General features: G+C 73.1%; 17 protein-coding genes. 11 read left to right on the top strand and 6 right to left on the bottom strand.

The genetic code is table 11. The features are described 5' to 3' along the window. Positions 1–124: 124 nt before the first annotated feature. The 5 genes from WME82_RS47555 (at position 125) to WME82_RS47535 (ending at position 3,352) form a co-directional block, all read left to right on the top strand. On the top strand, positions 125–616 hold the full coding sequence (locus WME82_RS47555; protein ID WP_438040725.1) for a GreA/GreB family elongation factor: 492 nt from the start codon (positions 125–127) through the stop codon (positions 614–616). A 157-nt stretch (positions 617–773) separates the two neighbouring features. Further along, positions 774–1,853, top strand: a complete 1,080-nt coding sequence (locus WME82_RS47550) for a Spy/CpxP family protein refolding chaperone (RefSeq protein WP_438040724.1) — start codon at positions 774–776, stop codon at positions 1,851–1,853. 53 nt (positions 1,854–1,906) lie between these two features. After that, a complete protein-coding gene (locus WME82_RS47545) occupies positions 1,907–2,449 on the top strand; it encodes an RNA polymerase sigma factor (RefSeq protein ID WP_438040723.1) in 543 nt (180 codons plus the stop codon). Continuing rightward, positions 2,442–2,894 carry a hypothetical protein gene (locus tag WME82_RS47540; protein ID WP_438040722.1) on the top strand — a complete coding sequence of 151 codons (453 nt, stop codon included), beginning with the start codon at positions 2,442–2,444 and terminating at the stop codon, positions 2,892–2,894. Before WME82_RS47545 ends, WME82_RS47540 begins: the two co-directional genes overlap by 8 nt. Then, positions 2,891–3,352 carry a hypothetical protein gene (locus tag WME82_RS47535; protein WP_438040721.1) on the top strand — a complete coding sequence of 154 codons (462 nt, stop codon included), beginning with the start codon at positions 2,891–2,893 and terminating at the stop codon, positions 3,350–3,352. Before WME82_RS47540 ends, WME82_RS47535 begins: the two co-directional genes overlap by 4 nt. Before the next feature lie 40 nt (positions 3,353–3,392). Here WME82_RS47535 and WME82_RS47530 read toward each other — a convergent pair whose 3' ends face one another. After that, positions 3,393–4,316 carry an NAD(P)/FAD-dependent oxidoreductase gene (locus WME82_RS47530; RefSeq protein WP_438040720.1) on the bottom strand — a complete coding sequence of 308 codons (924 nt, stop codon included), beginning with the start codon at positions 4,314–4,316 and terminating at the stop codon, positions 3,393–3,395. A gap of 136 nt (positions 4,317–4,452) precedes the next feature. Between WME82_RS47530 and WME82_RS47525 the strand changes: the two genes are divergently transcribed. The 3 genes from WME82_RS47525 (at position 4,453) to WME82_RS47515 (ending at position 8,562) form a co-directional block, all read left to right on the top strand. Next, on the top strand, positions 4,453–5,457 hold the full coding sequence (locus WME82_RS47525; protein ID WP_438040719.1) for a DUF4349 domain-containing protein: 1,005 nt from the start codon (positions 4,453–4,455) through the stop codon (positions 5,455–5,457). Positions 5,458–5,920: 463 nt separating this feature from the next. Further along, positions 5,921–6,772, top strand: a complete 852-nt coding sequence (locus tag WME82_RS47520; protein WP_438040718.1) for a hypothetical protein — start codon at positions 5,921–5,923, stop codon at positions 6,770–6,772. Positions 6,773–7,218: 446 nt separating this feature from the next. Beyond that, a complete protein-coding gene (locus WME82_RS47515; RefSeq protein ID WP_438040717.1) occupies positions 7,219–8,562 on the top strand; it encodes a PAS domain-containing protein in 1,344 nt (447 codons plus the stop codon). A 1-nt stretch (position 8,563) separates the two neighbouring features. Here WME82_RS47515 and WME82_RS47510 read toward each other — a convergent pair whose 3' ends face one another. The 5 genes from WME82_RS47510 to WME82_RS47490 all read right to left on the bottom strand — a co-directional run bounded on the left by WME82_RS47510 (position 8,564) and on the right by WME82_RS47490 (position 15,130). Further along, positions 8,564–9,583: a hypothetical protein gene (locus tag WME82_RS47510; RefSeq protein ID WP_438040716.1), complete on the bottom strand. Its 1,020-nt coding sequence runs from the start codon at positions 9,581–9,583 to the stop codon at positions 8,564–8,566. Between the two features lie 26 nt (positions 9,584–9,609). Further along, entirely contained in the window at positions 9,610–10,743 is a 1,134-nt protein-coding gene (locus WME82_RS47505) for a tetratricopeptide repeat protein (protein ID WP_438040715.1), read from the bottom strand. A gap of 31 nt (positions 10,744–10,774) precedes the next feature. After that, a complete protein-coding gene (locus tag WME82_RS47500; RefSeq protein WP_438040714.1) occupies positions 10,775–12,340 on the bottom strand; it encodes a serine/threonine-protein kinase in 1,566 nt (521 codons plus the stop codon). A gap of 330 nt (positions 12,341–12,670) precedes the next feature. Beyond that, the gene (locus WME82_RS47495; protein ID WP_438040713.1) at positions 12,671–13,417 is read right to left on the bottom strand and encodes a cyclase family protein; all 747 of its coding nucleotides are present in this window, start codon (positions 13,415–13,417) and stop codon (positions 12,671–12,673) included. Between the two features lie 225 nt (positions 13,418–13,642). Continuing rightward, positions 13,643–15,130, bottom strand: coding sequence for a serine/threonine-protein kinase (locus tag WME82_RS47490; protein WP_438045004.1), 1,488 nt, complete (start codon positions 15,128–15,130; stop codon positions 13,643–13,645). 139 nt (positions 15,131–15,269) lie between these two features. On the opposite strand from WME82_RS47490, the gene WME82_RS47485 reads away from it, so the two are divergent. From WME82_RS47485 to WME82_RS47475, 3 genes are all read left to right on the top strand, one after another. Next, positions 15,270–19,400, top strand: coding sequence for a protein kinase domain-containing protein (locus WME82_RS47485; RefSeq protein WP_438040712.1), 4,131 nt, complete (start codon positions 15,270–15,272; stop codon positions 19,398–19,400). Positions 19,401–19,685: 285 nt separating this feature from the next. Further along, positions 19,686–20,429 (top strand): hypothetical protein, encoded by a 744-nt coding sequence (locus WME82_RS47480; protein WP_438040711.1) that lies wholly within the window; start codon positions 19,686–19,688, stop codon positions 20,427–20,429. A 92-nt stretch (positions 20,430–20,521) separates the two neighbouring features. Beyond that, positions 20,522–21,886 (top strand): sigma 54-interacting transcriptional regulator, encoded by a 1,365-nt coding sequence (locus tag WME82_RS47475; protein WP_438040710.1) that lies wholly within the window; start codon positions 20,522–20,524, stop codon positions 21,884–21,886. The last annotated feature ends 67 nt before the right edge of the window (positions 21,887–21,953 follow it).

Below are 21,953 nucleotides of genomic sequence, written 5' to 3'. Positions count from 1 at the left end.
GGAGACGGACGCGCGCCGGGCGGCGCCGAGGACGGCTGCGCCGCTCGGCTGTCCTCAGCGCCGCGCGGCGCCTGACGACCGTGGAGTGACCTCCGCGATCCCGTCTGGTAAGATGTGCGTGTCCATGCCACCGGCCATCGACAAACGCGCGTTGCTTGCGGCCCTGAAGGATCAGCTCGCCCGTGAGCTCGAGCGCTTCACCGAGCGGGCGCGCGACGCCGCGAGCGCCGTGACGCACGAGGAGAACCGCGCCGAGGGCGACAAGGACATGCGCGCCACCGAGGCGTCCTACGTGGCGCGAGGTCACAGCGAGCGCGTACTCCAGATCGAGCAGGCGCTCGCCAGGCTGGGCGCCGTCACGGTGCGCGACTTCGGCCCTGGCGCGGGCATCGAGAGCTCGGCGCTGGTGGAGCTGGAGAGCGGAAAGCGGCGCGCGCTCTACTTCGTCCTGCCGGCCGCGGGCGGCGAGCGCATCCAGTTCCAGGGGGTCGAGCTGCAGACCCTCGCCACGACGAGCCCCCTCGGCGCGTCCCTGCTGGGCCTGTCGGAGGGCGACGAGGCCGAGGTCGCCACACCGCAGGGGACGCGCACCCACCTGATCGCCAGCGTGCGGTAAGGCCGAGCCCGGCCGAGCCCGCGTTGGCCTCTCCCGGCTCCCTGCGGAGCTTGCCTCCAGAAAAAGTGGCTCGCCCTCGTAGGGCCCCCCTCCCCGCCGGCGTCACAGGGATGAACGACCCGCTCGGCACGACGCGGGCGACGCAGGAGAAGAGTCCATGACGCAGTCTCGTTGGTGGAGGCTTGGTGGGATATTGCCGCTCGTCGGCGCGCTCGTCGGCGCGGCCGGTTGCACGGCGGAGACGGGGCAGGGCGACACGTCCCCGAGCGACGAGGCCGCCGAGGCGGCGCTCGCCAAGGGCCCGCCCGGGGCGGGCGGTCCCCGGGAAGGCTTCGGCAGCCATCGCGGCGGCCCGCGCGGCCCCGAGCACCTCCTGCGCGCGGCGCTCCACGAGCTCGACCTCTCGGACGCGCAGGAAGCGACGATCGAGGGCGCCCTCGAGGGGCTGCGCGACGGCGCGAAGGAGCGCCCGAAGGACGGGGCCGTCTTCGCGGCGCTCGCCGAGGGCGTGCGCGCCGGCAAGGTCGATCGGGCGGCGATCGAGGCGAAGCTCCCCGACGCCGGGCGCGCGGCCGAGGAGCGCCGCGCCCGCGTGGCCGGGGCGCTGAGCACCCTGCACGCCACGCTCACGAAGGAGCAGCGCCGGCAGCTCGTCGACGTGATCGCCGCGAAGATGGACGAGCGAGGAGAGCGCGGCCCGCGCGGCGGCGAGCAGGGCGGCGAGCGCCACCGCGGCCCGCGCGGCGACCGCGGCGGCATGGGCGGACCCGGCATGCGCGGCGGTCCGCCGGGCCACCTCCTCGCCGGCCTCGACCTGCGCGACGAGCAGCGCGCGCAGATCGACAAGGCCCTCGAGGCCGCGCGCCCGGGCGACGCCGACCGGGTCGGGCGGAAAGAAGATCACGCGGCGAGGCGCGCCGAGATGCGCGCGCGGCTCGAGACGTTCGCCGCGGATCGCTTCGACGCGAACGCGTTCCTGCCGCGGCCGCCGGCGGGCGAGAAGATGGGCCCGCGGGCGCACCTGGACCGCATGGTCGGCGCGCTGGCCGCGATCGTCCCGATCCTCGACGAGGCGCAGCGCAACGCCCTCGCCGAGCGCATCGAGAAGGGGCCGGCCGCGGGCAGGCCCGAGCGCGGCGAGCGCGGCCCCGGGCCCGGCAGGCACGGCGGCGAGCACGGGCACGGGCACGGCATGCGCGGCCCCGGGCCCGGCGGGCCCGGCTTCGAGCGCCGCTGAGCGCCCGTCCCGGTAGCGCGCGCGGTGCCATGGGCGCAGAATCGCGGAGGAACGTGATCGTCGACCTCAGGCTCGTCGCAGCGCGCGTCGCCAGGGGCGATGATGCGGCCTTCCGGCAGATCGTCGAGCACACGCGCGCGCCGATGTACCGCCTCGCCGCGCGCCTGGTCGGCGACCTCGCGGAGGCCGAGGACGCCCTGCAGGAGGCGTTCGTCGACGCCTACCGCGCCCTGCGCGAGGGGCGCTACGACGGGAGATCGAAGGTGGAGACCTGGCTGTACCGCATCGTGACGAACGCCTGCCTCGACGCCCTCCGGCGCCGCCGCGAGACCCCGCGCGAGGCGCCCGCCGAGCCCCGCTTCGACGGCCTCGTCTCCGCCGAGGCGCGCGTCGCGCTGCGCGAGCTCGACGCCCTGCTCGCCGCGCTCCCGCCCCAGGAGCGCGCCGCGCTCGTCCTCGTCGCCGTCGAGGGCCTGCCCGCGAAGGAGGCCGCGGCGGCGCTCGGCTGCTCCGAGGGCGCCGTCGAGCAACGCCTGGTGCGCGCCCGGGCCGCGCTCCGCGCCCGGCAGATCGAGAAGGAGGCGCCGCATGTCTGACCGCGACGACGACCGGACCGGACCCGATCGGGACCTCGCGCGCCTCGCGGCCGCGACCGCTCGCATCGACGCCGACGACCGCTTCACGGCGGCCGTGCTGCGCGCTACGGCGGCCAGCGCGGCCAGCGCGGCCAGCGCGGCCAGCGCGGCCAGCGCGGCCAGCACGGGCAGCGATCCGCTCGCGCGCATCGCGGCCGCGACCGGCGGCCTCGAGCCGGACGCCGGCTTCACCGACGCGATGGTCCGCGCCGCGACCGCCGCTCCTCGCCTCCTGCCCCTACCCGCGCGACCCGCGATCGCCGACGGCATCGTCCGCTCGGGTCGCCCTGCCCTCGTCGTGACCGCCCTCGCCGCGGCCGCGAGCATCCTCTTCTTCCTGCAGACGCAGCGCGACGTCGACAGCGCGATCATGGCCTCCGTGGAGGCCCTCGAGGCGAGCGAATGACAGAGCGCCCCGCGTCCCCGCCCGCCCTCGCCCGCTGGAAGCCGCTGGCCGTGCTCGCCGCGGTCTTCCTCTTCGGCGGCGTCGCCGGCGCGGCCATCGGCGGCGTCACGGCGTTGCGCGACCTCGAGGCCACCTTCCGGGGCCCTCCGACCGAGGCGCGCGCCCAGTTCCGCCTCAAGGCGATGCGCCGCCACCTCGACCTCACCGACCGCCAGGTGCGCGAGCTCAAGGCGACCCTCGCCGAGGCCGAGGCCGAGCGGGACAGGCTCCTCTCCGAGTGCCGCCCCGCGCTCGACGCCCTCCGCGATCGCACCGACGCGCGCGTGAAGGGCGTGCTCACGCCCGAGCAGCTCACCCGCTACGAGGAGCTCGAGGCCGAGCGGCGGCGGCGCCCGGGCCCGCCGCCGTTCGGGCCGGGGCCTGGCCGCGGGCGCGGGCCGGGCGGCCGGGGCGACTGAGCGCCTGTCCGGGCAGCGCCGGCGAGGGCGCGCTGCCCCGCTACGCGAGCTCCTCTTCTTGCAGCGCGCAGTTGATCCCGAACGCCGCGGCGGCTCCCTCGGCGGCGGCCACGATGGCGAGCAGCACCTCCTTCGAGGCGTCCCCGGCGACGAAGACCCCTTCGCGGGTCGTCTCCTCGTGCTCGGCGACGGTCTCGACGCCCCGCTCCTCCGTGACCGTGCAGCGGAGCCGCTCGGCCAGATCCGACCCCTGCTCCTGCTTCGCCTTGAGGAAGAGCGAGCGGCGCTCCACCGCGCTGCCGTCCTCGAGCACCACGCGCTCCAGCATCCCGTCCCTGCCCTCGAGCCGGACGACACGCTCCTCGCGCACGCCGATCCGGTGGCGCGCGAGCCGATCCGCGTCCGATCTCGACAGGGACGCTGGCCCGTCCGTGAACAGGACCACGTCATCGCTCCACGTCTTCATGTTCACGGCGAGCGAGACCCCGGTGCTGCCCTGTCCGTAGACGCCGATCGCCTGATCGCGCGCCTCCCATCCATCGCAGTAGGGGCAGTGGTGCGCGCTCTTGCCGTACATCGCGGGGAGCCCTGGCAGCTCCGGCAGCCGGTCGACGAGCCCGGTGGCGAGCAGCAGCTTGCGGCAGCGCAGGCGCTCGCCGCCTTCCAGCGTCACCTCGAAGCGCCTCGCCCCGCGGCGGACGTCGGTGACGGCGGCCTCGCGGATCTCGACGCCGTACGGCGCCAGCTGTTCGCGCGCTATCCGCCGGAGCTCGGACGGCGCGATCCCGTCGCGCGACAGGAAGCCGTGCATTTCGCGCGCCGTGTGGTTGCGGTACTGCCCCGAGTCGCACACGAGGACGCGCCTCCGGCAGCGCCCCAGGATGAGCGCCGCGCTGAGGCCGGCCGGCCCTCCGCCGACGATGATCGCGTCGTATCCCGGGATGTCCTCTTCGCGTGTCGACATGGTCGGCGCCCGCCTCGCAACAGGCGGGCCCGCCACCGGCGCGCACGGCGTGTCCGCGTCCTCGCCCGGGGTGGGCTCGCGGGCGCCGCTCGCGGGCGTTCGCTCGAGCCGCTATGGTCACCTCATGCGCTCCTGCATGAGGCTGCCTGCCGTGCTGCTCCTGGCGGTGACGCTGACGAGCGCCTGCGCCAGAGGGGACCATTCCGGGTCGGCCCCGCCCGCGCAGGCCGCGGCGCTGGATCAGCGAGCGCCGGGGCCATCCCCCGCGGCGCCGTCGCTCGCCGGGAGGGCGATGCGGATCACCGTCGAGACCGCGATCCTTGTCGACGCCTTCGAGCCGGCGATGCAGCGGCTGCGGACCGCGGTCGAGGAGCACGGCGGCTACGTGAGCGAGGCCCGGGTGCACGGCGGCCCGCACCGGAGCGCGTCGCTCGAGGCGCGGGTCCCCTCGGCGAAGGTCGGCGCGTTCCGCGCCGCGGTGGCGTCGGTCGGCGAGGTGGTCGACGACGCGGAGAAGGCCGAGGACGTGACCGAGCAGCGCGCGGACATCGGCGCGCGGCTGCGGAACGCCCGCGCCCAGGAGAAGCGGCTGCTCGACCTGCTCTCCGACAGGACGGGGAGCCTCGCGGACGTTGTCGCCGTCGAGAAGCAGCTCGGGAGCGTGCGTGAGACGATCGAGCAGATCGAGGCGCAGGAGCGGTTGCTGGAGGGGCAGATCGCCTATGCGACCGTGAAGATGTCGATCACGGCGCGCGGCGAGGAGCAGACATTGGGCGCCGGCGGCAAGATCGCCCGCGCGGCCAGCGAGGGAATCGAGAACGCAGGGGTCGTCGCCGTGAAAACCGTGGTCCTCGCCGCCTCGATCGGCCCCACGTTGCTGCTCCTGGCGGCGTTCTTCGCGGCGCTCTACTACGCCCTTCGCGCGATCGTCCGGCGGCAGCGGCGCACGACAGCCAGCTTCCGTCCGCCCTTCCAGGAGGGCCCGATGCACGCTTACCCGACCGGCGCGCCGCCGGTGCAGGGTGCGCAGCCTTACCCGATCGCCGCGCCGCCGGCGCAGGGCGCGCAGCCTTCCCCGGAACCGACCTCGCCGCCTCCGGCGCAGGGCCCGCGCGGCGACGGCGAGATCGACCCCGGGTGAGCCGGATCGCAGACCCGAGCAGCTCGATCACCACCCGCTCGGCCCCCGCGCACGAGATCCCCTGACAGCGCTTGCCGGGGCGCTCGGCGGCGCGCTCGTCAGCGAGCTCGTCAGCGAGCGGCGTGCCTCGCGCCATTGCCCCCGGCCCCGCGCACGCTCCTATCGCCACACTGCACATCGCAACGACACACAGACCGCTCGTTGCCCTTCTGTCGAGCCTTCATGCAATGTGAGATTTCGATCATCCACGCTCCTTGCTGGGCCTCAGACGGCGCGCGACGAACGCGACACGCGGTCTGGCGCTCGCCCGGCACGCCGTGGACAGAGCACCCCTGACTCCAACGACTTCAGATTTCTACACAAATCGCCTGTTGAGTACTGGACATGATGGCTAGTCATCGGTACACCCCATGTGACCTTCGACGAGGGCACGAAGGGACGAACCCGGGGGGGGGGAACGACGATGTACCGGATCAGCATCGCTGATTTCGCAGCGCTTTTGCTCGTGTCTTTGGTCGGCTGCGTCGCAGTTCAGGAAGAGGAGGAGGACTCCTTAGGAGTTGCCCTTAGCGCGCTCGAGTTCGTCAACGCCCTCAACCCCAACGCCCTCAACCCCAACGCCCTCAACCCCAACGCCCTCAACCCCAACGCCCTCAACCCCAACGCCCTCAACCCCAACGCATTGAGCCCGGCGGCCCTGAGCGCGATCCGGGATCCGGGCGCGGCCGGCGATCTCTCGCGCCAGCTCCTCAGCTATGTGGTCGGCTGTGCGTTCCTCCCCTCGCAGTCGTTCAGCTTCTCGTGGACCGACGGCTCGGGCACGGTGCGCAACGAGGAGTACAGGGGGATCATCGGCCTCGTGCCGGACTGGAGCACCAAGCCGCTCGGCCATAACGACCAGCAGTGGATCTCGGCGTGCCTCGCGTCACGGACGAACTGGTACGGCGTCTCCGTGACGATCTCCTCGCGGGGCAACTCCGCGGTCATCGACAAGACCGGTACCCTCGAGCTCACGACCTACACGCATATGGAAGGCGCCTTCTGGGGCAATCTGTTTGCCCCCTCTCCTTACCTGAACGCCTGCTACGACGAGGCCAATCGCAGCTATGTGCGGTCGCTCTCGCGGGAGTGCGCCGCCGGTCACCTCGACAGCGGCGGGGCCGTCCAGCAATGCGGGATGCTCAGCATCCGCGGGTCGTGCGCCGCCTACTGCCAGCAGCTCAACACGAACGGCATGTACTACCCGAGCTGCGTCAACAACCTCACCGGCAGCCCGGAGTCGAGCACCCGTGTGATCACCGTCTTTCTTCCCTAGCCACGGACGGCGAGCCCGCGCCGCGGAACCTGCCCCTGGTCGACAGCACATTCTCCGGGAACAGGAGCCACGCAAACACGAAGCGGCGTCCGTCCGGATCGAAGGTGTCTTTCGCCGTGTCGATAGCGCCTCCGAGATGCTCCGATGTACGAGGCGGCGAGCACGAAGGGCAGGTCCCGGTCGTTGGTGCGCGGGGCTGCGATGAGGGCGAGTCGGTCGTGCGTGGGAGTACCGCTGTCGACGCGCCAGCCCGCGAGAACGAGCCAGCCCCGGCCGATTCAGTACTTCACGGGGCCGGCCTGATGGTGCACCATTTCAGCGCAGAAGAACTCCGGGGCGGCCGCGGGCGGAGAGCGGCGCGCAGGGCTCAGGGGGGCTGAGCGCGCTCTCCTCGGCGGCGAGCGGCCGCACGTGAGTCGCAGATCAGGCAGGGCTCAGGGGGGACGATGGAGATCGACCGGCAGAGCGACGAGCGAATCAAGGCAGAGAACGCGCGGCTCCGGGCTCGCGTGGAGGAGCTGGAGCGAAGGCTCGGCTCCGGCGCGGCGCCGCGCGACGCGCAGCGCCAGCTCGCGGACAGCGTGCCTTACCGCGCGCTCTTCGATGCGGTGCCCCTACCGCTGGTGATCCACCGCGCGGACGGGCTCCTCGTCGCGATCAACCGGGCCGACTGCGCGCGGTGGCGCATCAGCCCCGAGCAGATCATCGGCAAGTACAACGCTCTCGAGGATCCGCAGGCGGTGAAGACGGGCCACGCCGAGGCCTTCCGCCGAGCGCTCGCCGGGGAGGTGGTCACGCTGCCCCCGGTCCCCTACGACACCGAGCCGGGCGAGCTCTACAAGGAGCGGCGTCGGCTCTGGACCGAGCCGAGCTACGTTGCGTTCGAGGACGCGAGCGGGAACCGCTTCGTGGCGGTGGTGACCATCGACGTCACCGCGCGCGTGGAGTCCGAGGCGCAGAGGCGCCGGGGCGCCGCGCTGCTGGAGGCCTTCATTCAGAACGCGCCGATGCTCATGTTCGCGCGGGACAGCGAGGGCCGCCACACGCTGCTGAACCCGCCGGTCGAGGCGCTCCTCGGCAAGCCCCGCGAGGAGCTGATGGGGAAGACCCAGCACGACCTGTTCCCCGCGGAGATCGCTGACCGGTTCGCGACGCAGGACCGGGCGGCAATGGCGTCGTCCGAGCCCATCACCTCCGAGGACGAGATGGAGCTGGCCGACGGGACGCACGTGTACATGAGCACCAGGTTCGCGCTCCGCGACGAGGAGGGCAGGGTCTCCGGATGCGGGGCAATCGCGGTGGACATCACCGAGCGGGTGCGGGCCGAGGCGAGGACCCGGCACCTGCAGGAGAAGATGCTGCTCGTGCAGCAAGAGACGATACGGGCGATCTCAACGCCGCTCTTGCCCATTGCGGACGGGGTGCTGGTGGCGCCGCTGGTCGGCGAGCTGACCCGCGAGCGGGGCGCGCAGTTCACGGAGACGCTGCTGGACGGGATCTCCCGCCAGCACGCCCGGATCACCATCCTCGACGTGACGGGGGTGCCGCAGGCGGGGCCGGAGGTGGCGGACGCGCTGATCCGGGCGGCGCGGAGCGCGCGGCTGCTCGGGGCCGAGGTGGTGCTCACCGGGATCCGGCCGAGCGTGGCGCAGGCGCTCGTGGAGCTGGGGGCCGATCTGGGGGGGATCGTGACGCGGGGGACGCTGGAGCGCGGGGTGACCTATGCGCTCTCCGGCCGCGAGGGGGCGCGGCCGCCAGCGCGAACCCGGAGCGGGCGCGGCGCGCACTAGCTCACATCCCGGGGCCATCGTCGCTCTTCGCCAGCGTCGCGGCGTTGGCCTTCACCTGCCCGGGGGTCAACGGCTCGCCGTACACCGCGGCATACTGGATCGAGCCGCGAAGAGCGCGCCCGGCCTTCCGCGAGTTTCCGAGCACGAGATACCACGTCGGCTCCGCCCACGTGAAGACATAGTCGGCGGGCGGCCGCTCCAGGATCTCGTTCGTTCGCACATCGCCGTTCACGTAGAGATCGACGACGCCCTCGGCGGCGTTCAGCACGAGGTGCAGGACGCAGGGCCGCTCCATTTCCTCGAGCGGGATGAACCACTGCCCCACGAACTGCGTCTTGGAGTCGGCGTAGATGTGGAACTGCAGCTCTCGGTTTCCCATCCCGTCGGGGTCGCCCGCGCTCAGCGAGTACTTCCCGAACTCTCCTGTATCGGTCCCGAGGTACAGGATGCGAGCCGGCACGCCCTCGACCGCCGCGTCCGTCACGCTCACCACGGTCTCGAGCGTGAGCGCCGCCTTCGACACGAGGAGCTTGCTCGGGGGCGTGGCGGTCGAAGAGACCGCGGCCTCCACGCGCGCGTTGCCGCCCAGGGTCGTCCAGCGGAGGCCCACGCGCCCCGCCTCGCCTTCCAGCGTCAGCCTCTCTCCGTCAGGCACCACGTCGAGCGAGAGCCCCGGCTCCGGTCCCGAGTCGACGAGCTTGCCATCGGCGTCATACGCATCGAGGAAATACCGCGCGAGCAAGCCGTCATCGACAAGGCAAGTCGAGACATGGCTCCCCGGCCCATCGCAGCCCTCCGGGGGCGCCCCGCCGCAGCCGCCACCCCCTTGCCCACAAGGCTCCACGGTGCCACCGGCGCTGGCGCTCGTTCCGCTCGTTTCGCCTGTTCCGCCTGTTCCGCCCGTGCCGGGGACGACATCCTCGTAGCTGTAAAAGACGCAGCTACCCCCGGTGAGCGCGACCAGCGGGACGATCGTCGAGAGCGCCCGGCCCATCCACGTCCAAGATTCGATGCGCACCATCGGGACGATCCCTCTCTTCGGAAACCTCACCAGCGCTTGCTGATCACGAGCCCGCCCGGCATGGGGCTCACCGAAAGGCCGGTCGCCGTCGCGTCCCGCGCGTCGGGCTGCCCTGTCAGGAGGACGTACGCCGCCGTGCCGAGCCCCGCCGCGCCCGCGGCCAGGAAGCTCCAGACCGCCGCGTTCGCGAGGTCCGCCTTGGCGTGTCCCAGGTCGTTGTACTCGCGCAGGTCGAGCCCGGGGCAGCGCGCAGGGTCCGTGCAGGCCGGCTCCAGGAGGCGCTGCTGCGAGCTCGCCTTCCCGTTCGAGAGGAACACGAACGCGACGCCGAGCCCCGTCCCCGCGGCCGTCGCGGCGAGCCCCGTGAACACGACCGCGGTGCTGCGCGGGCTCGGGCGTCCATCCGCCGCGTCACCGCCCTCCTGGGCGCTGCCGTCGGCCGCACCCTGCCCAGGGCCGAGCGGCCCGCCGCCCTCCTGGGCGCTGCCGTCGGCCGCACCCTGCCCAGGGCCGAGCGGCTGCGGCTCGCCGCCCGGGTCGCGCCCGGTCCTGTCGCTCTCGATCCGCACCTTACCGGCCGCGAGATCGACCTCGACCTTGGCCCTCATCCCCTCCTTGAGGACGATCTCCTTCGTCAGCCCGCGTCGTCCAGGCGCCCCCACGGCGAGCGTGTGGCTGCCCGGATCGCGCGCGACGGGCGTCGACGGCGGCACGTCCAGCCCGCCGAGCGCCACCTGCGCGCCCCCCGAGCCCGCGCCCGTCACGGTGATCTCCACGGTCGGGATGCGCGACGAGACGGCCTCGAGCTCCGTCCTCGCCTCGGCCTGCGCCTGCCGGAACGCCTGCGAGGCGTCGGCCGGGAGCTGTTCGTCGACGATGACCTGGTAGACCGAGCGCGCCTCGGTCAGGCGGCCGAGCTTGTGGCAGGAGCGCGCGACCATGATCAGGAAGGTCGGCGCATGCACCGTGGCCTCGGCTCGGCGGAAGGCCTGGAGCGCGTCCCGGTACCGGCGTGCTCGGTAGGCCGTCCACCCCTGGTTGGCGTACGCGACGGCCGCCTGCCGCGCCTTCGCCGACGGGGGCGCCGCCTGCGCGGACGCCTCCGCGCCGGCGAGCGTGACAAGGAGGAACGTACCCATCACCGCCGCTCGGAAGCGCATTCCTGCTCTCTGGGGACGCGGAGCCACCCGGCTAGAGCCCCCAGTCCGGCCTGCTGCCGGACTTCTTACGAGGAGCCGGTAGTGCCTTGCGCGGCGCCGCTGTCGACGCGGTCCGAGCGGTGGCCGGAGACGCTGGGCGCGCGGGCGCGGCGCTTCGCGCCGCCGCCGCGGAGGGGACGGCGGATGCCTGTGCCGGCGCCAGGGAGGCGGCGCCCGGCGCGCCCGCGCCCGGGTCGAGCGGCAGCGGGGCCGGCACCACCGCGGGAGTCGCCGCGGCGCGCGCCTCGGGAGCGCTCGCGATGGCGGGGACCGCGGCGAGCCCGGCCGGCGCGCCGCTCGACGGCGCGGCGGGCCCGGGCGCTGCAGCGGCCGCGGACGCCTGGGTCGTGGTCTGGTCGCCGTCGGTCGATGCGCCCTTGAGCGTGGCGATGAACAGGCCGCCCCCCACGGCGACGATCGTCGCCCCGATGGCGACCCGCCCCGCGACCCGCGCGATGGCGCCGCGCGCCGTGTGCGGCGTCGACAGGTTGATCGCGCCGGTCAAGGTGCCCGGCAGCGATTGCGGGTTCGGCGTCGAGGCGCGGACGTCGTTCGGGTCCGAGCGCCGCTGGATGGGCATCGTCGTCAGCTGCGCCACCGGCGGAGTGCCGGGGTCGGCGAGCCCGGGCCCCCCGCCGGGGCCCCGCGATGACCACCCGGCGCCCAGCGAGGTCTCCCCCACGAGCGAGAAGAACGGCGGCGCGCCCGCGACGCGCGCGAGCTCGTTGACCATGTCGCGCACGTTCTGGAACCGCTTGTCCCGATCGCGCGCCAGCGCCCGCGCGAAGAACGCGTCGATGCCGCTGGGCAGATCGGGGGCGAGCTCGCGCGCCGACGGCACCGTGCCGAGGATCACCTTCGTGACCACGCGCCCGATCGCGTCGCCCGGGAACGGCAGCTGCCCCGTGAGCATCTTGAACAGGATGACCCCGAGCGACCAGAGATCGCTGCGCGCGTCCACGTCCCGCTCGCCATAGAACTGCTCCGGGCTCATGTAGTTGGGCGAGCCCATCACCTCGCCCGTGGCCGAGATATCGGCCGCGAGCACCGCCGAGACGTCCTTCGCGATCCCGAAGTCGAGCAGCTTCACGATCTCGCCGTCCTCGCCGTCGACGCGCGCCAGGAAGAAGTTGGCGGGCTTGAGGTCGCGGTGCACGAACCCCGCTTCATGGACGCAGCGGAGCGCCTTCCCGGCCTGGACGATGATGTGCAGCGTCTCCGGGAGCGAGAGGCGGCCGCACCGCTGGAGGCGCTTGCTGAGGTCCTCGCCTTGCAGGAGCTCCATGACGAGGTAGGGCACCTCGTCCTCCTCCTCGAAGCCGAAATCGTGGACCTGCACGATATGAGGGCTCTTGAGCTGCGCGGCGGCGCGCGCCTCCCGCTCGAAGCGCGCCCGGAGCACCGGCAGCCGCGCAAACGAGTCGCGCATGAACTTGACCGCGACGAGCGTGCCGAGCTGTACGTGCTGCGCCACCCAGATCGAGCCCATCCCGCCGTGTGATAGCTCTCGCTCCAGGCGGAATTTGCCGGCCAGAAGGACGTCTTTTTCAAACTTCATACGCCCGGACACCTCCCGAGGGGGGAGTCGAGAGGATACCGAATCCCAGGCAGGACGCGAAGCTCCGTGTGGTCGCTCCGGCGCGGGGAGCAGCACCTCGTACGACCGTCGCGGGGGGCGGTATGCAAACAGGCGACACGGCGCCAGCGCAGGGCGACGAGGCCAGGACGACGCCGAGCTGCGCCCGCAGGCGTGCCTGCGCCGATCCGTACCCTGGGCGGAAGGTGACGCGACGCGTGCGGCAGGTCAGGAAGCAGCCAGGGGTGCTGGCGCGCTGCAATGCGCAACGCCACAGCCGCCGCCCGATCCTGCCCGGGGATGCGCGCCGCGCTAGCTCGCCGGGCCGCCGGAGGCCGGCACCAGCGCCAGCACCCGGGCCGGCGCGCCGCTGCCGCGCGCGAGCGGGAGCGGCGCGACCACCACGATCGCCCCGGCCTCCGGCAGCTGCTCCAGATTGGCCAGGTTCTCGATGTGGTAGCCGCCAGCGCCCAGGAAGGCCCTGTGCTGCTCGAATGTCTCGCTCTGCCCCGGGTCGGTCGACAGCGTATCGATACCGATGCAGCGCACGCCGCGCTCGCGCAGGTAGCGGCTCGCCTCCACGGACACCCCGGGAAAGTGCATGACGCCCCGGGGGTCCTGGTTCAGGTACCTCGCCGGATCGGACCAGCGAGCCCCCCAGCCCGTCCGGATCAGCACGATATGCCTCGCGCCGAGCGCGCCGTGCCGCGCCTCCCAGCTCCGGAGATCGTCCACGGTGACCCGGTGGTCCGGGCTCGCCGCCACGGCCGCCGTCACGTCCACGACCGCCGCTGCCCCGACGAGCTGCTCCGGCGCGATCTGCTCGACGGTCGCCGCCCCGGCCGTGAAGTGCGCCGGCGCGTCCACGTGCGTGCCCGCGTGCTCGGCCATCGAGAACCGATTGGAGCAATACGCGTCCTTCTCGATGGTGCTGAGCGTCTCCGACACATAGGGTTCGTCGCCGGGAAACAGCGGCATCTCCGGGGTGATCGGGTGCGTCAGATCGACCACCCGCGCCGTGGCGAGGTCGATCACGAAAGCTCCGTGCGCCTCCTGCATGGCGCACAGCTCACCACGAGCCCGCTGCCCGCACAAGGCACGCCGACGGGCGCTCGCGCCGCGCCGCGAGCGGCGCGCCGCGAGCGGCGCGCCCGCCCGACGCGACGACCGAGGCGGGTATCGCTGCGCGCGGGCCCGTGCCCGCGCGCGCGGCTCACACCTTTGACACGCGAGAGGTCGAGGACACGCTTGATCCTCGGCGCGCTGGGCGTGTGGGGCGGGTGATCAGCCCTGTCGTGTCCGTGGCGCTGTGATCCGGCGGAGCGCGCCCTCTTCTCCTGCCGTTGCGATCTCCAGATCGGACAGGAGCTCGGGTGAAGCGAAGACGCCCTCTCCGGCTTGGTCTGGCACCCACGCCGCGACCTCCAGCAGCTTGCCGGCTGCGGGCGAGCCCTTGCCGGTATCCGTGAGCTCTCCCGCGTGGAGGCACAGGCGCACATCGACCCTGGGATCGCGCCCGGAGCGGGCCTCGAGCCGCTGGTAAATCGCGAGCGCCGTGCGCACCACCTGGCGGCGCGCCTCCCTGTCCCCGGCCGGGTCGTCGGGACGATCCACCGTGAAAAGCATGCTGCTGCCGGTCTGCACCATGGTCGTGAGACCGGCGCTGACGAGCTCGGCGGCGATGAAGGGGAGGATGACCTCGAGATCGGCGAGCAATCCATCCTCCGGCTCCTCGAGGGCGCTCGGCTCGACGTGCACTTCGGCGTAGAGCGCGAGCGCCTGCCGCTCGCGCGCGGCAGAAGACAGCGCGCCTGTCCCGCCGCTCGCCTCCACCGTGGCCCTCAGCTCGCCCAGAAAGGCCGTGATCGTCGGGGGGCGCTCCCTGCGATCCTTGCTCATCGCGCGGAGGATCACCTCATCCAAGGCGGGATGGACGCGCGCCCGGGTGCTCGGGCGCGGCGGGTCCACGTAGAGGTGCAGCTGGCGCAGCATCGGATAGGAGCGCTCGACGAAGGGCGGCTCGCCGACGAGCATCCGGTACGTCAGCACCCCGAGCGCGTAGACATCAGCGCGGGAGTCGATCGACTCGCCGAGGATCTGCTCCGGGCTGATGCACGTCGGGGTCCCGACGATGTGCCGCGACGACGTGAGCGCAGGCCCCGGCGCATCGAGCAGCTTGGCCACGCCGAAGTCGAGCAGCACCACCCTCCGCCGCCCGCCCTGCTCGGCGAGAAAGACGTTCGATGCCTTGATATCCCGGTGCACGATCCCCCAGCGGTGCGCCGCGTCGAGCGCGCTGCAAAGCGGCTCCAGGAGCGCGAGCACGTCCGTGGCGGGCAGGCGTCCGCGGGCGCGGAGGTGCTCGTCGAGACTACAGCCCTCGAGCAGCTCCATGACATAGTAGGGGGCACCACGGCTGCTGAGCCGCCCGTGATCGAGGATCGCGACCACGTTCGGATGATTCAGGCGCTGTATCGCCTCGATCTCCCGCGCGAAGCGGACGACCGCATCGAGATCCGAGGCGAGGTCGGCGTGAAGGACCTTGAGCGCCGCGGCGGTGCCGCGCTCGGCGTGCGTGGCGCGATAGACGAAGCTGAAGCCACCCCGGGCGAGGGGGCGATCGAGGATGTAGTCGCCGACGCGAGCCCCCCGCGGCAGGGTGCGGGGCAGCGGATCGGGCGACGGGTCCTCCTGCGTGCGCGTGGCCTCGGCCTCCCGTATCCGAAGTGTGGCGTCGTCGAGGGCGCTCGGCTGATGAGCCACGGCCGCCATCGCCAGCGCGGAAGGGGTATGTGAGCTGGGGAGCGTGTCGTCTTCCGTTTCCGTGGTTCGTGCCATGCGCCGGGCAACAACGATATCATGAGCGCCGCTCACGGCCCCGGTCCGCGCCCGTTGCGAAGGGAAAACCGATTTGCATCGCTGTCCATCGTGCCACAGGCGGATCGCAGAGGCGGCCTCGTGCCCCCGGCACGGCGGGCCGCCGCCTGGGCCTGCGCCCGCAGAGGCCCGCGGCTCAGCGCCGCGCGTCGAGGGCTTCCGTCTGACCGAGCTCCTCGGTCTGGGCGGCTTCGCTGCCGTCTGGGCAGGCTGGCGCGAGCGCGACGAGGTGCCGGTCGCCGTCAAGGTCGGCCTGATCGACGCGGAGCAGAGCGAGCCGCGCTTCCAGCGCGAGGCCGGCGCTCTCGAGCGGATCGGCCCCCCGCACGTGCCGCGCCTGTACGGGCAGGGGAGGCTCGACGATGGCCGGCCGTGGATCGCCATGGAGCGGCTGCGAGGGCGCACGCTCGCGGCCGACCTCGCGGCGCTGCCCGGGCCGCCGGACCCGGGCTGGGCGCTCGGGCGAGCCGATGCGCTGCTCGTCGCGCTCGAGGCGGCGCATGCCCGGGAGGTGATCCACCGCGACGTGAAGCCGGAGAACGCCTTCCTCGTGCCAGCGAGCGACAGCGGAGCGCGCGCCGGCGCCGCGGGGCGAGGCCTTCCCGGCGCGGAGGAGCGCGTGGTCCTGCTCGATTTCGGCCTCGCCAAGCGGGGCGCCGGCGCCGAGGCGACCGGCGCCGAGCTCACGCGCGTCGGGACCGTCGTTGGGACGCCCGTCTACATGTCGCCCGAGCAAGCGCGCGGGGACCTCGCGATCGACGCGCGCGCCGACATCTACGCGTTCGGCGTGATCCTGTTCGAGCTCCTGACGCTGCGACCGCCGTTCGTCGGCGACGCGGGCGCCATCGAGCACGGCCACCTCGCGCTGCGTCCGCCGCGCCCGACCGAGCTGGCCGCCGTCCCGGCCGCGATCGAGGACGTCGTGCTCGCATGCCTCGCCAAGGATCCAGACCGCCGGCCCGCGAGCGTGTCGCTGCTCCGACGCGCCCTCGCCGCGGCGGGCGCTGGCCGCGCCAGCGGCGCTGTCGTGGGGGCTCTCCTCGCCAGCGGCGCTGTCGCCGTGGAGGCGGCCCCGCCCGCGGCCCCGGCCGAGCTGCCCGAGAGCGCGGGGAGCGCCCGGCTCATCGCGGACGGGCGCGAGCCGGTCGTGGTGCTTGTCGCGGACGTCAGCGGCGCCGTGCCGTCGGCCGTCGCCGCGCTGGCGAGCCGCAAGGGGCTCGTCGTCCGCCAGCGCGGACGCCGCCTCGTGGCGCTGTTCTCGGGCCGCGACATCGAGCATCCGGCGCAGGCGGCGCTCGCCGCCGCGTGGGAGCTCGCCGGCCGGCGCGACGCGCGCGCGGGGCTCCACCTCGCGGGCGTCAGCGTGCGCCGGAAGGGCAGGTGCGCGCCCGTCGCCTATGGCACGGCGGTCGATCGCCCGGAAGGCTGGCTGCCGCCCGAACCCTGGTCCGGGGTCGTGCTCAGCGCGGAGATCGAGCGCGTGCTGGTGGAGACCGAACCCACGCCACCATCGACAGGCGCCGCGGCCGCGATGGGCGCGTCGACCGCGACGGGCGCGGTCGACGGCGAGGTGCCCCTGCTCGGGCAGAGCGAGGTCGTCGAGGCGCTGGCGGCGAGCGCCGCCGCGGCCTTTGACGGCACGTGTCCCGGCCTGATGACGCTGCTCGGCGACGCCGGCCTCGGCAAGACGCGCCTCGCGAACGAGGCGGCTGCCGTGGCGCGATCGCTCCATCCGGAGGCGCTGGTGCTCTCGATGCGCGCGGCGCAGCCGCTCTCGTGCGAGGTCGCGCGAGAGGTGGAGGAGATCCTGCGCGCCGCGCTGGGCGCGCAGGAGAGGCCGCCGGCCGACGTCGAGGCGTTCTGCGTGGAGCGGCTCGGCCAGGAGATCGGGCGCGCGGCGTGGCCGTCCGTGGCGGCGGCGCTCGGGTGGGGCGCCCCGTCCGGCAGCGCGTCGCGCGACCACGAGCTCCTGCGGGCGATCGCGGAAGGGCTCCGCCGGCGCGCGCGCCGCGGGCCGGTGGCCGTGATCCTCGACGACGCGCACTGGGCGGACGACGCGCTGCTCGATGCGCTCGAGGTCGCGACGCTCGACGGCGCCGGCGTGGCGCTCTGGGTCGTGGTCGCCGCGCATCCGCGGTTCGAGCAGCTCCGCCCCGGGTGGGGTACCCGCACGCAACGCTTCGAAAAGAGGGCGCTTTTGCCGCTCGACGAGGGCGCCGGGATGCGGCTCGCGGCGGAGCTCCTCCTGCCGGCGGAGTACCCGCCGGCGGACACGCTGAGGCGGCTCGCCGCGTGGGCCGGCGGCAATCCGGCGTGCCTTGTGGCGATCGTCCGGGAGCTGAAGCGGGCCGGGATCGTGCGCCAGCGGTCGAACACGGGCAGCTACTACGCGGCGACCGCGGCGCCCGAAGGCCTTTCGCCTTCGCCTGGGTGGCAGTGGCTGGCCCTGCGGAGGCTCGAAGCGCTGCCGCCGGAGCTCGCGGCGTGCGCGCGGCTCTGCGCGGTGCTCGGGGCCTCGTTCACCAGGGCGGAGCTGGAGTGGGTCCAGGACGCCGCCGATCGGGCCGGTGGGGCCGGGTCGCCGGTAGACGCGGGCTTCGGCCTGAGCGCGCTGGTCGAGCGGGGCATCCTGGAGCGCGCGCCGCGCGCGTCGCGCACGCTAGGCGAGCGGTACGCATTCCAGAGCGGCGTCTTCCGGGACTCGGTGATCGAGCCGCTCCATCCGGAGCACCGCAGGGACACCCACCGGTACGCGCTGGCCTTCTGGCGAGCGCGGGTCTCCGCCGGGGATGCGACCCCGGAGACCCTTGCCTCGCTGGCGCGGCACGCGAGCGCGTGCGGAGCGACCGAGGAGGCGGCGGAAGCCTACGTGAAGCTCGGGGACATCGCGCTCTCGGCTCACCGACACGTCGAGGCCGACCAGCACTACAGTGCGGCCCTCGAGCACATCTCCGCGGCGGACCTGCGCCGGCGCGCGCTCGCGCTCGCGGGCCGGGGCAGGATACGCTACCGAGCGCACCGGACGCGGGAAGCCATCGAGGATCTGAGCACGGCGCGCGAGCTAGGCGAGCGCCTCGCCGACGAGGTGCTCGTCGGCGAGATCCTCCTGGAAGAGGCCATCCTGCTCGACTGGACCGGGGATTACGAGGGGTCGGCGCGGCGCGTGGAGCAGGCGCGCCCCCTCGTCGCGCGGTCGGGCTCACCGCGGCTCGCGGTCCGGCTCGTGGTGGCCGATGGACGCAGGTGCGTGCGGACGGCGCAGGTGGCGCAGGCGATCGCGCTCCTGGAGAAGGGCGCCGTCGAGGCGGAGGCGCTCGGCGATCACGACAGCCGGATCGTCGCGCTGCTGCTCCTGCCGGTCGAGCTGGCGCACGCGGGCTCGTTCAGCGAGGCAGAGGAGCGCGCGCGCGAGGCGATCGACCTCTGTGCAAGGGTCCACGATCTGCCGCACCTGTGCGTCGCGTACATGAACCGCGTCGTGCTCTGGACGCTGAAGAAGTCGCCGTCCCGGGCCACGGAGGATCTCCGGCGCGTCATCTCGCTCGCGCGCGAGATCGGCAACCCATGGCTGGAGCGCGTGGCGACCTACAACGTCGCCGAGCTGCTCTACTGGAGCGACCGGCGCGAGGACGCGCTCGTGCTCGCCCGCCGGGCCCATGTCCTGGAGCGGCGGTTCATCGAGCGCCCGGTGCCCGAGTGCTCCCTGCTGCTCGCGCGGCTCCTGGCCACGGCGGGGCAGCACGACGAGGCGCGCGAGCTCATCGCCTGGGTAGCGGGCGCCTGCCCGCCAGAGCCCGGGGCGCACGCTGCGTTTGCGTGCTTCCGGATGCTCCAGGCGCTGCTGATCGACGAGGTGGAGGGCGCCGTCGGTCCCCATGAGACGGTGGCCCATGAGACGGTGGCCCATGAGACGGTGGCCCATGAGACGTTGGATGAAGCGATGGGCGCAGCCAGCAGCGCGGGGAGCGTGCTGTTCGCCGATGAGTTCCTGGAGATCCTGTACTGGCGGGCTCGCCTCGCCCTGCGGGACCGGCGAGATGCCGACGCTTCTGCGGTCGTGCACGAGGCGCAGGCCATGCTGGGGGAGCACCCGGCGTGGCGGGCTCGCTTCGACGGCCTCGCGCGCGCCCTCGAGAAGGTGCTGGCTGGGCCATGCGGCACCTGAGGGCTGCAACATGCAGGCACCGCCGGATCTCGGCCGCATGGGTGTTGTACGACTCACGTGCTTCGCGCGGCGGCGCGGCCATTTCTCATGCAGGGCCTGCTCCTGCCGGGGCGGGCGGCTGAAGCAGAGGGCCGGCCTGCGCCTTGCACAGCATGCTCGCCGAGCACATGCGGTCGGCGCCGCGCGCGCCTCGGGGGGATCATGTTTATTTCACGAGCGTTCAGCGCTGTCATAACGGGGTTTTCTCTCTTCATCGCCGGATGTGGAGCAGAGCGGCACAGCGGCATGAGCTCGCGCACCGAGGAGCAGGACGCGATCATCGTCATGAACGGAGACGATCCTGCGTTCTTCTGGCGATCCGCGACGCAGCAAGCCTTGCGCGCCCTGGCCGAGGTGCCGCTCGAGGGATCGAGCGGCGAGCTCACCGACACCTCGCTGCTCGTGAGCGCAGAGGGGCGGCGGCTCCTCTCCTACATGGTCCTCTGCGCGCTCCCTGAAGGCGAGGCGCTGCGCGGTGGGGCCGCGGGGGTCTCCTTCGAGGGCGCGGTCGGCCTCGCGCCACGGTGGAGTTCGTCGCCTCTCGACGACGTCGAGACACAGCGGTGGATGACAGCGTGCCTGCTTCAGACGCTCAACGGCCTCAGCATGGAAGTGGAGGTCCGGATGACGGGGAGCCACCAGGCGCTCGCCGGGCGCCCGGGGGCCGCGCCGTCCGAGTTCACCACCCCGGATGCCACGATGTTCGGCAACCTCTTCCATCCGGACAGCCCGGCTGCGTTCGCCTGCGTCGACAACACGGATATGGCGGCGTGCGGCGTCGACTGGAGCGGACATTCGGTCCAGCGGATCTGCGGCGTCTCGCCCACGTGCGGCGTCACCCTCCTTGGCCCGTGCTCCCTCGCCTGCGCTCGCGACGCGGACGGCCACTCCACGTGTGACACGCCGGGAGGCGGCCGCTACGTGGAGGCCATCACCACGAGCCTGCATAGCAGCATCTCTCTCGACTCGTTCGCGCCCTGCAGCCCGTGACGCGCCGGGCAGGCTCGGCGCTTGCCTGCCTCGGCGTACGACGACGCGCCCCGGGAGCGCGGGCCGGTCGCTCGTGTGGTAGCCTGAGATCGATGGCCTCGGAGCGACCCCCCTGCCAGGATGTCGGCGCGACGGCGGTGCTGGAGGCGCGCCCCCGCGAGGTGGCGTTCAGCCGGTTCCACGTCCAGGTGCAGCTCGGCCCTGATCAGGGCGCCTCGCAGGTGGCAGATGCGCCGGAGCTCGTGATCGGCTCCGCCCGCGGCAACCAGCTTGTCCTGACCGACCAGGCCGTGTCGCGGCACCACTGCGTCATCACCGTCACGCCACAGGGGTTCCTGCTCCGGGACCTCGGCAGCACCAATGGCACGAGGGTCTCGGGGATCCGCGTCGAGGCCGCGTACCTCGATCCGGGGGCGCTGATTGGCGTGGGCCAGTCCACGCTCCGCTTCGACGTCCTTCCGGACGAGATCCGCGAGCCGCTCGGCGACGAGGACCTCTCCGGGCGCGTCCTCGGGCAGAGCACCGCGATGCGGCGAATCTTTGCCATGCTGCCGCGGGTCGCGGCATCCGACTCGACGGTGCTCCTCGAAGGGGAGACCGGCACCGGCAAGGGGCTCTTCGCCGAGCTCATCCATCAGCAGAGCCGCCGCGCCTCGGGGCCGTTCGTCGTGATCGACTGCGGCGCCATCCCACCCACGCTCATCGAGTCCGAGCTGTTCGGGCACGCCAAGGGGGCCTTCACGGGCGCGCAGCAGGCGCGGGCGGGCGCCTTCGAGGCGGCGCGCGGGGGGACGGTGCTGCTCGACGAGCTCGGCGAGCTACGGCTCGACCTGCAGCCCAAGCTGCTTCGCGCCCTGGAGGAGCGGACGATACGGCGGGTCGGCAGCCTCGACCCGATCCGCCTGGACGTGCGGGTGATCGCCGCCACGAACCGCGATCTGCGCCAGGAGGTGAACCGGGGCAACTTCCGCTCCGATCTCTTCTATCGGCTGAACGTGGTCCGGATACGCGTCCCGTCGCTGCGGGAGCGCCGCGAGGACATTCCGCTGCTCGTCGCGCACTTCTACCGGCAGTTCGCCGACGGGGCCAAACCGCCCCTGGGGCTCGTGGAGGCGATGGCGCGCCACGACTGGCCGGGCAACGTCCGCGAGCTGCGCGGCGCGGTCGAGCGGGCCGTGCTGCTCGGGGATCCGGTCCTCTGGCGGGAGGGCGCGGCGACCGATGGCGAGGCGGCGCAGGGGGAAGCTCGCGAGAACGTCTTCAGGGAGGACGATCTGTCGCTGTCATTTCGTGAGGCGAAAGAGCGAGTCATCACGCTCTGGGAACGCGCTTATGTCCACGCGTTGATCCGCACCAACGGCAGCAATGTCTCGCGCGCGGCGCGGGCGGCGCGGATGGATCGCAATTACCTGCGGGAGCTGCTTCGCCGGCATGGCGTCCTGGCGACCGACGCCTGAGCGTCCGTGGACCATCCCTGGCACCGACGTGCCGGGCGGCCCGGCAAGGGGTCATGACACCGCATCC

The sequence above is a fragment of the Sorangium sp. So ce128 genome (assembly GCF_051525245.1).
In the GTDB taxonomy this organism is placed as follows: Bacteria; Myxococcota_A; Polyangia; order Polyangiales; family Polyangiaceae; genus Sorangium; species Sorangium cellulosum_B.
The sequence above is the reverse complement of the archived record's forward strand: the minus strand, read 5'-3'. Positions and strand labels throughout refer to the sequence as shown.

Coding starts and splice junctions, on each gene's coding strand:
- WME82_RS47505 (WP_438040715.1), bottom strand. CDS start 10,743: ATGCGCTTCCGAGCGGCGGTGATGGGTACGTTCCTCCTTGTCACGCTC.
- WME82_RS47520 (WP_438040718.1), top strand. CDS start 5,921: ATGTACCGGATCAGCATCGCTGATTTCGCAGCGCTTTTGCTCGTGTCT.
- WME82_RS47530 (WP_438040720.1), bottom strand. CDS start 4,316: ATGTCGACACGCGAAGAGGACATCCCGGGATACGACGCGATCATCGTC.
- WME82_RS47475 (WP_438040710.1), top strand. CDS start 20,522: ATGGCCTCGGAGCGACCCCCCTGCCAGGATGTCGGCGCGACGGCGGTG.
- WME82_RS47550 (WP_438040724.1), top strand. CDS start 774: ATGACGCAGTCTCGTTGGTGGAGGCTTGGTGGGATATTGCCGCTCGTC.
- WME82_RS47515 (WP_438040717.1), top strand. CDS start 7,219: ATGGAGATCGACCGGCAGAGCGACGAGCGAATCAAGGCAGAGAACGCG.
- WME82_RS47525 (WP_438040719.1), top strand. CDS start 4,453: ATGAGGCTGCCTGCCGTGCTGCTCCTGGCGGTGACGCTGACGAGCGCC.
- WME82_RS47490 (WP_438045004.1), bottom strand. CDS start 15,130: ATGGCGGCCGTGGCTCATCAGCCGAGCGCCCTCGACGACGCCACACTT.
- WME82_RS47535 (WP_438040721.1), top strand. CDS start 2,891: ATGACAGAGCGCCCCGCGTCCCCGCCCGCCCTCGCCCGCTGGAAGCCG.
- WME82_RS47480 (WP_438040711.1), top strand. CDS start 19,686: ATGAGCTCGCGCACCGAGGAGCAGGACGCGATCATCGTCATGAACGGA.
- WME82_RS47540 (WP_438040722.1), top strand. CDS start 2,442: ATGTCTGACCGCGACGACGACCGGACCGGACCCGATCGGGACCTCGCG.
- WME82_RS47510 (WP_438040716.1), bottom strand. CDS start 9,583: ATGGTGCGCATCGAATCTTGGACGTGGATGGGCCGGGCGCTCTCGACG.
- WME82_RS47495 (WP_438040713.1), bottom strand. CDS start 13,417: ATGCAGGAGGCGCACGGAGCTTTCGTGATCGACCTCGCCACGGCGCGG.
- WME82_RS47555 (WP_438040725.1), top strand. CDS start 125: ATGCCACCGGCCATCGACAAACGCGCGTTGCTTGCGGCCCTGAAGGAT.
- WME82_RS47500 (WP_438040714.1), bottom strand. CDS start 12,340: ATGAAGTTTGAAAAAGACGTCCTTCTGGCCGGCAAATTCCGCCTGGAG.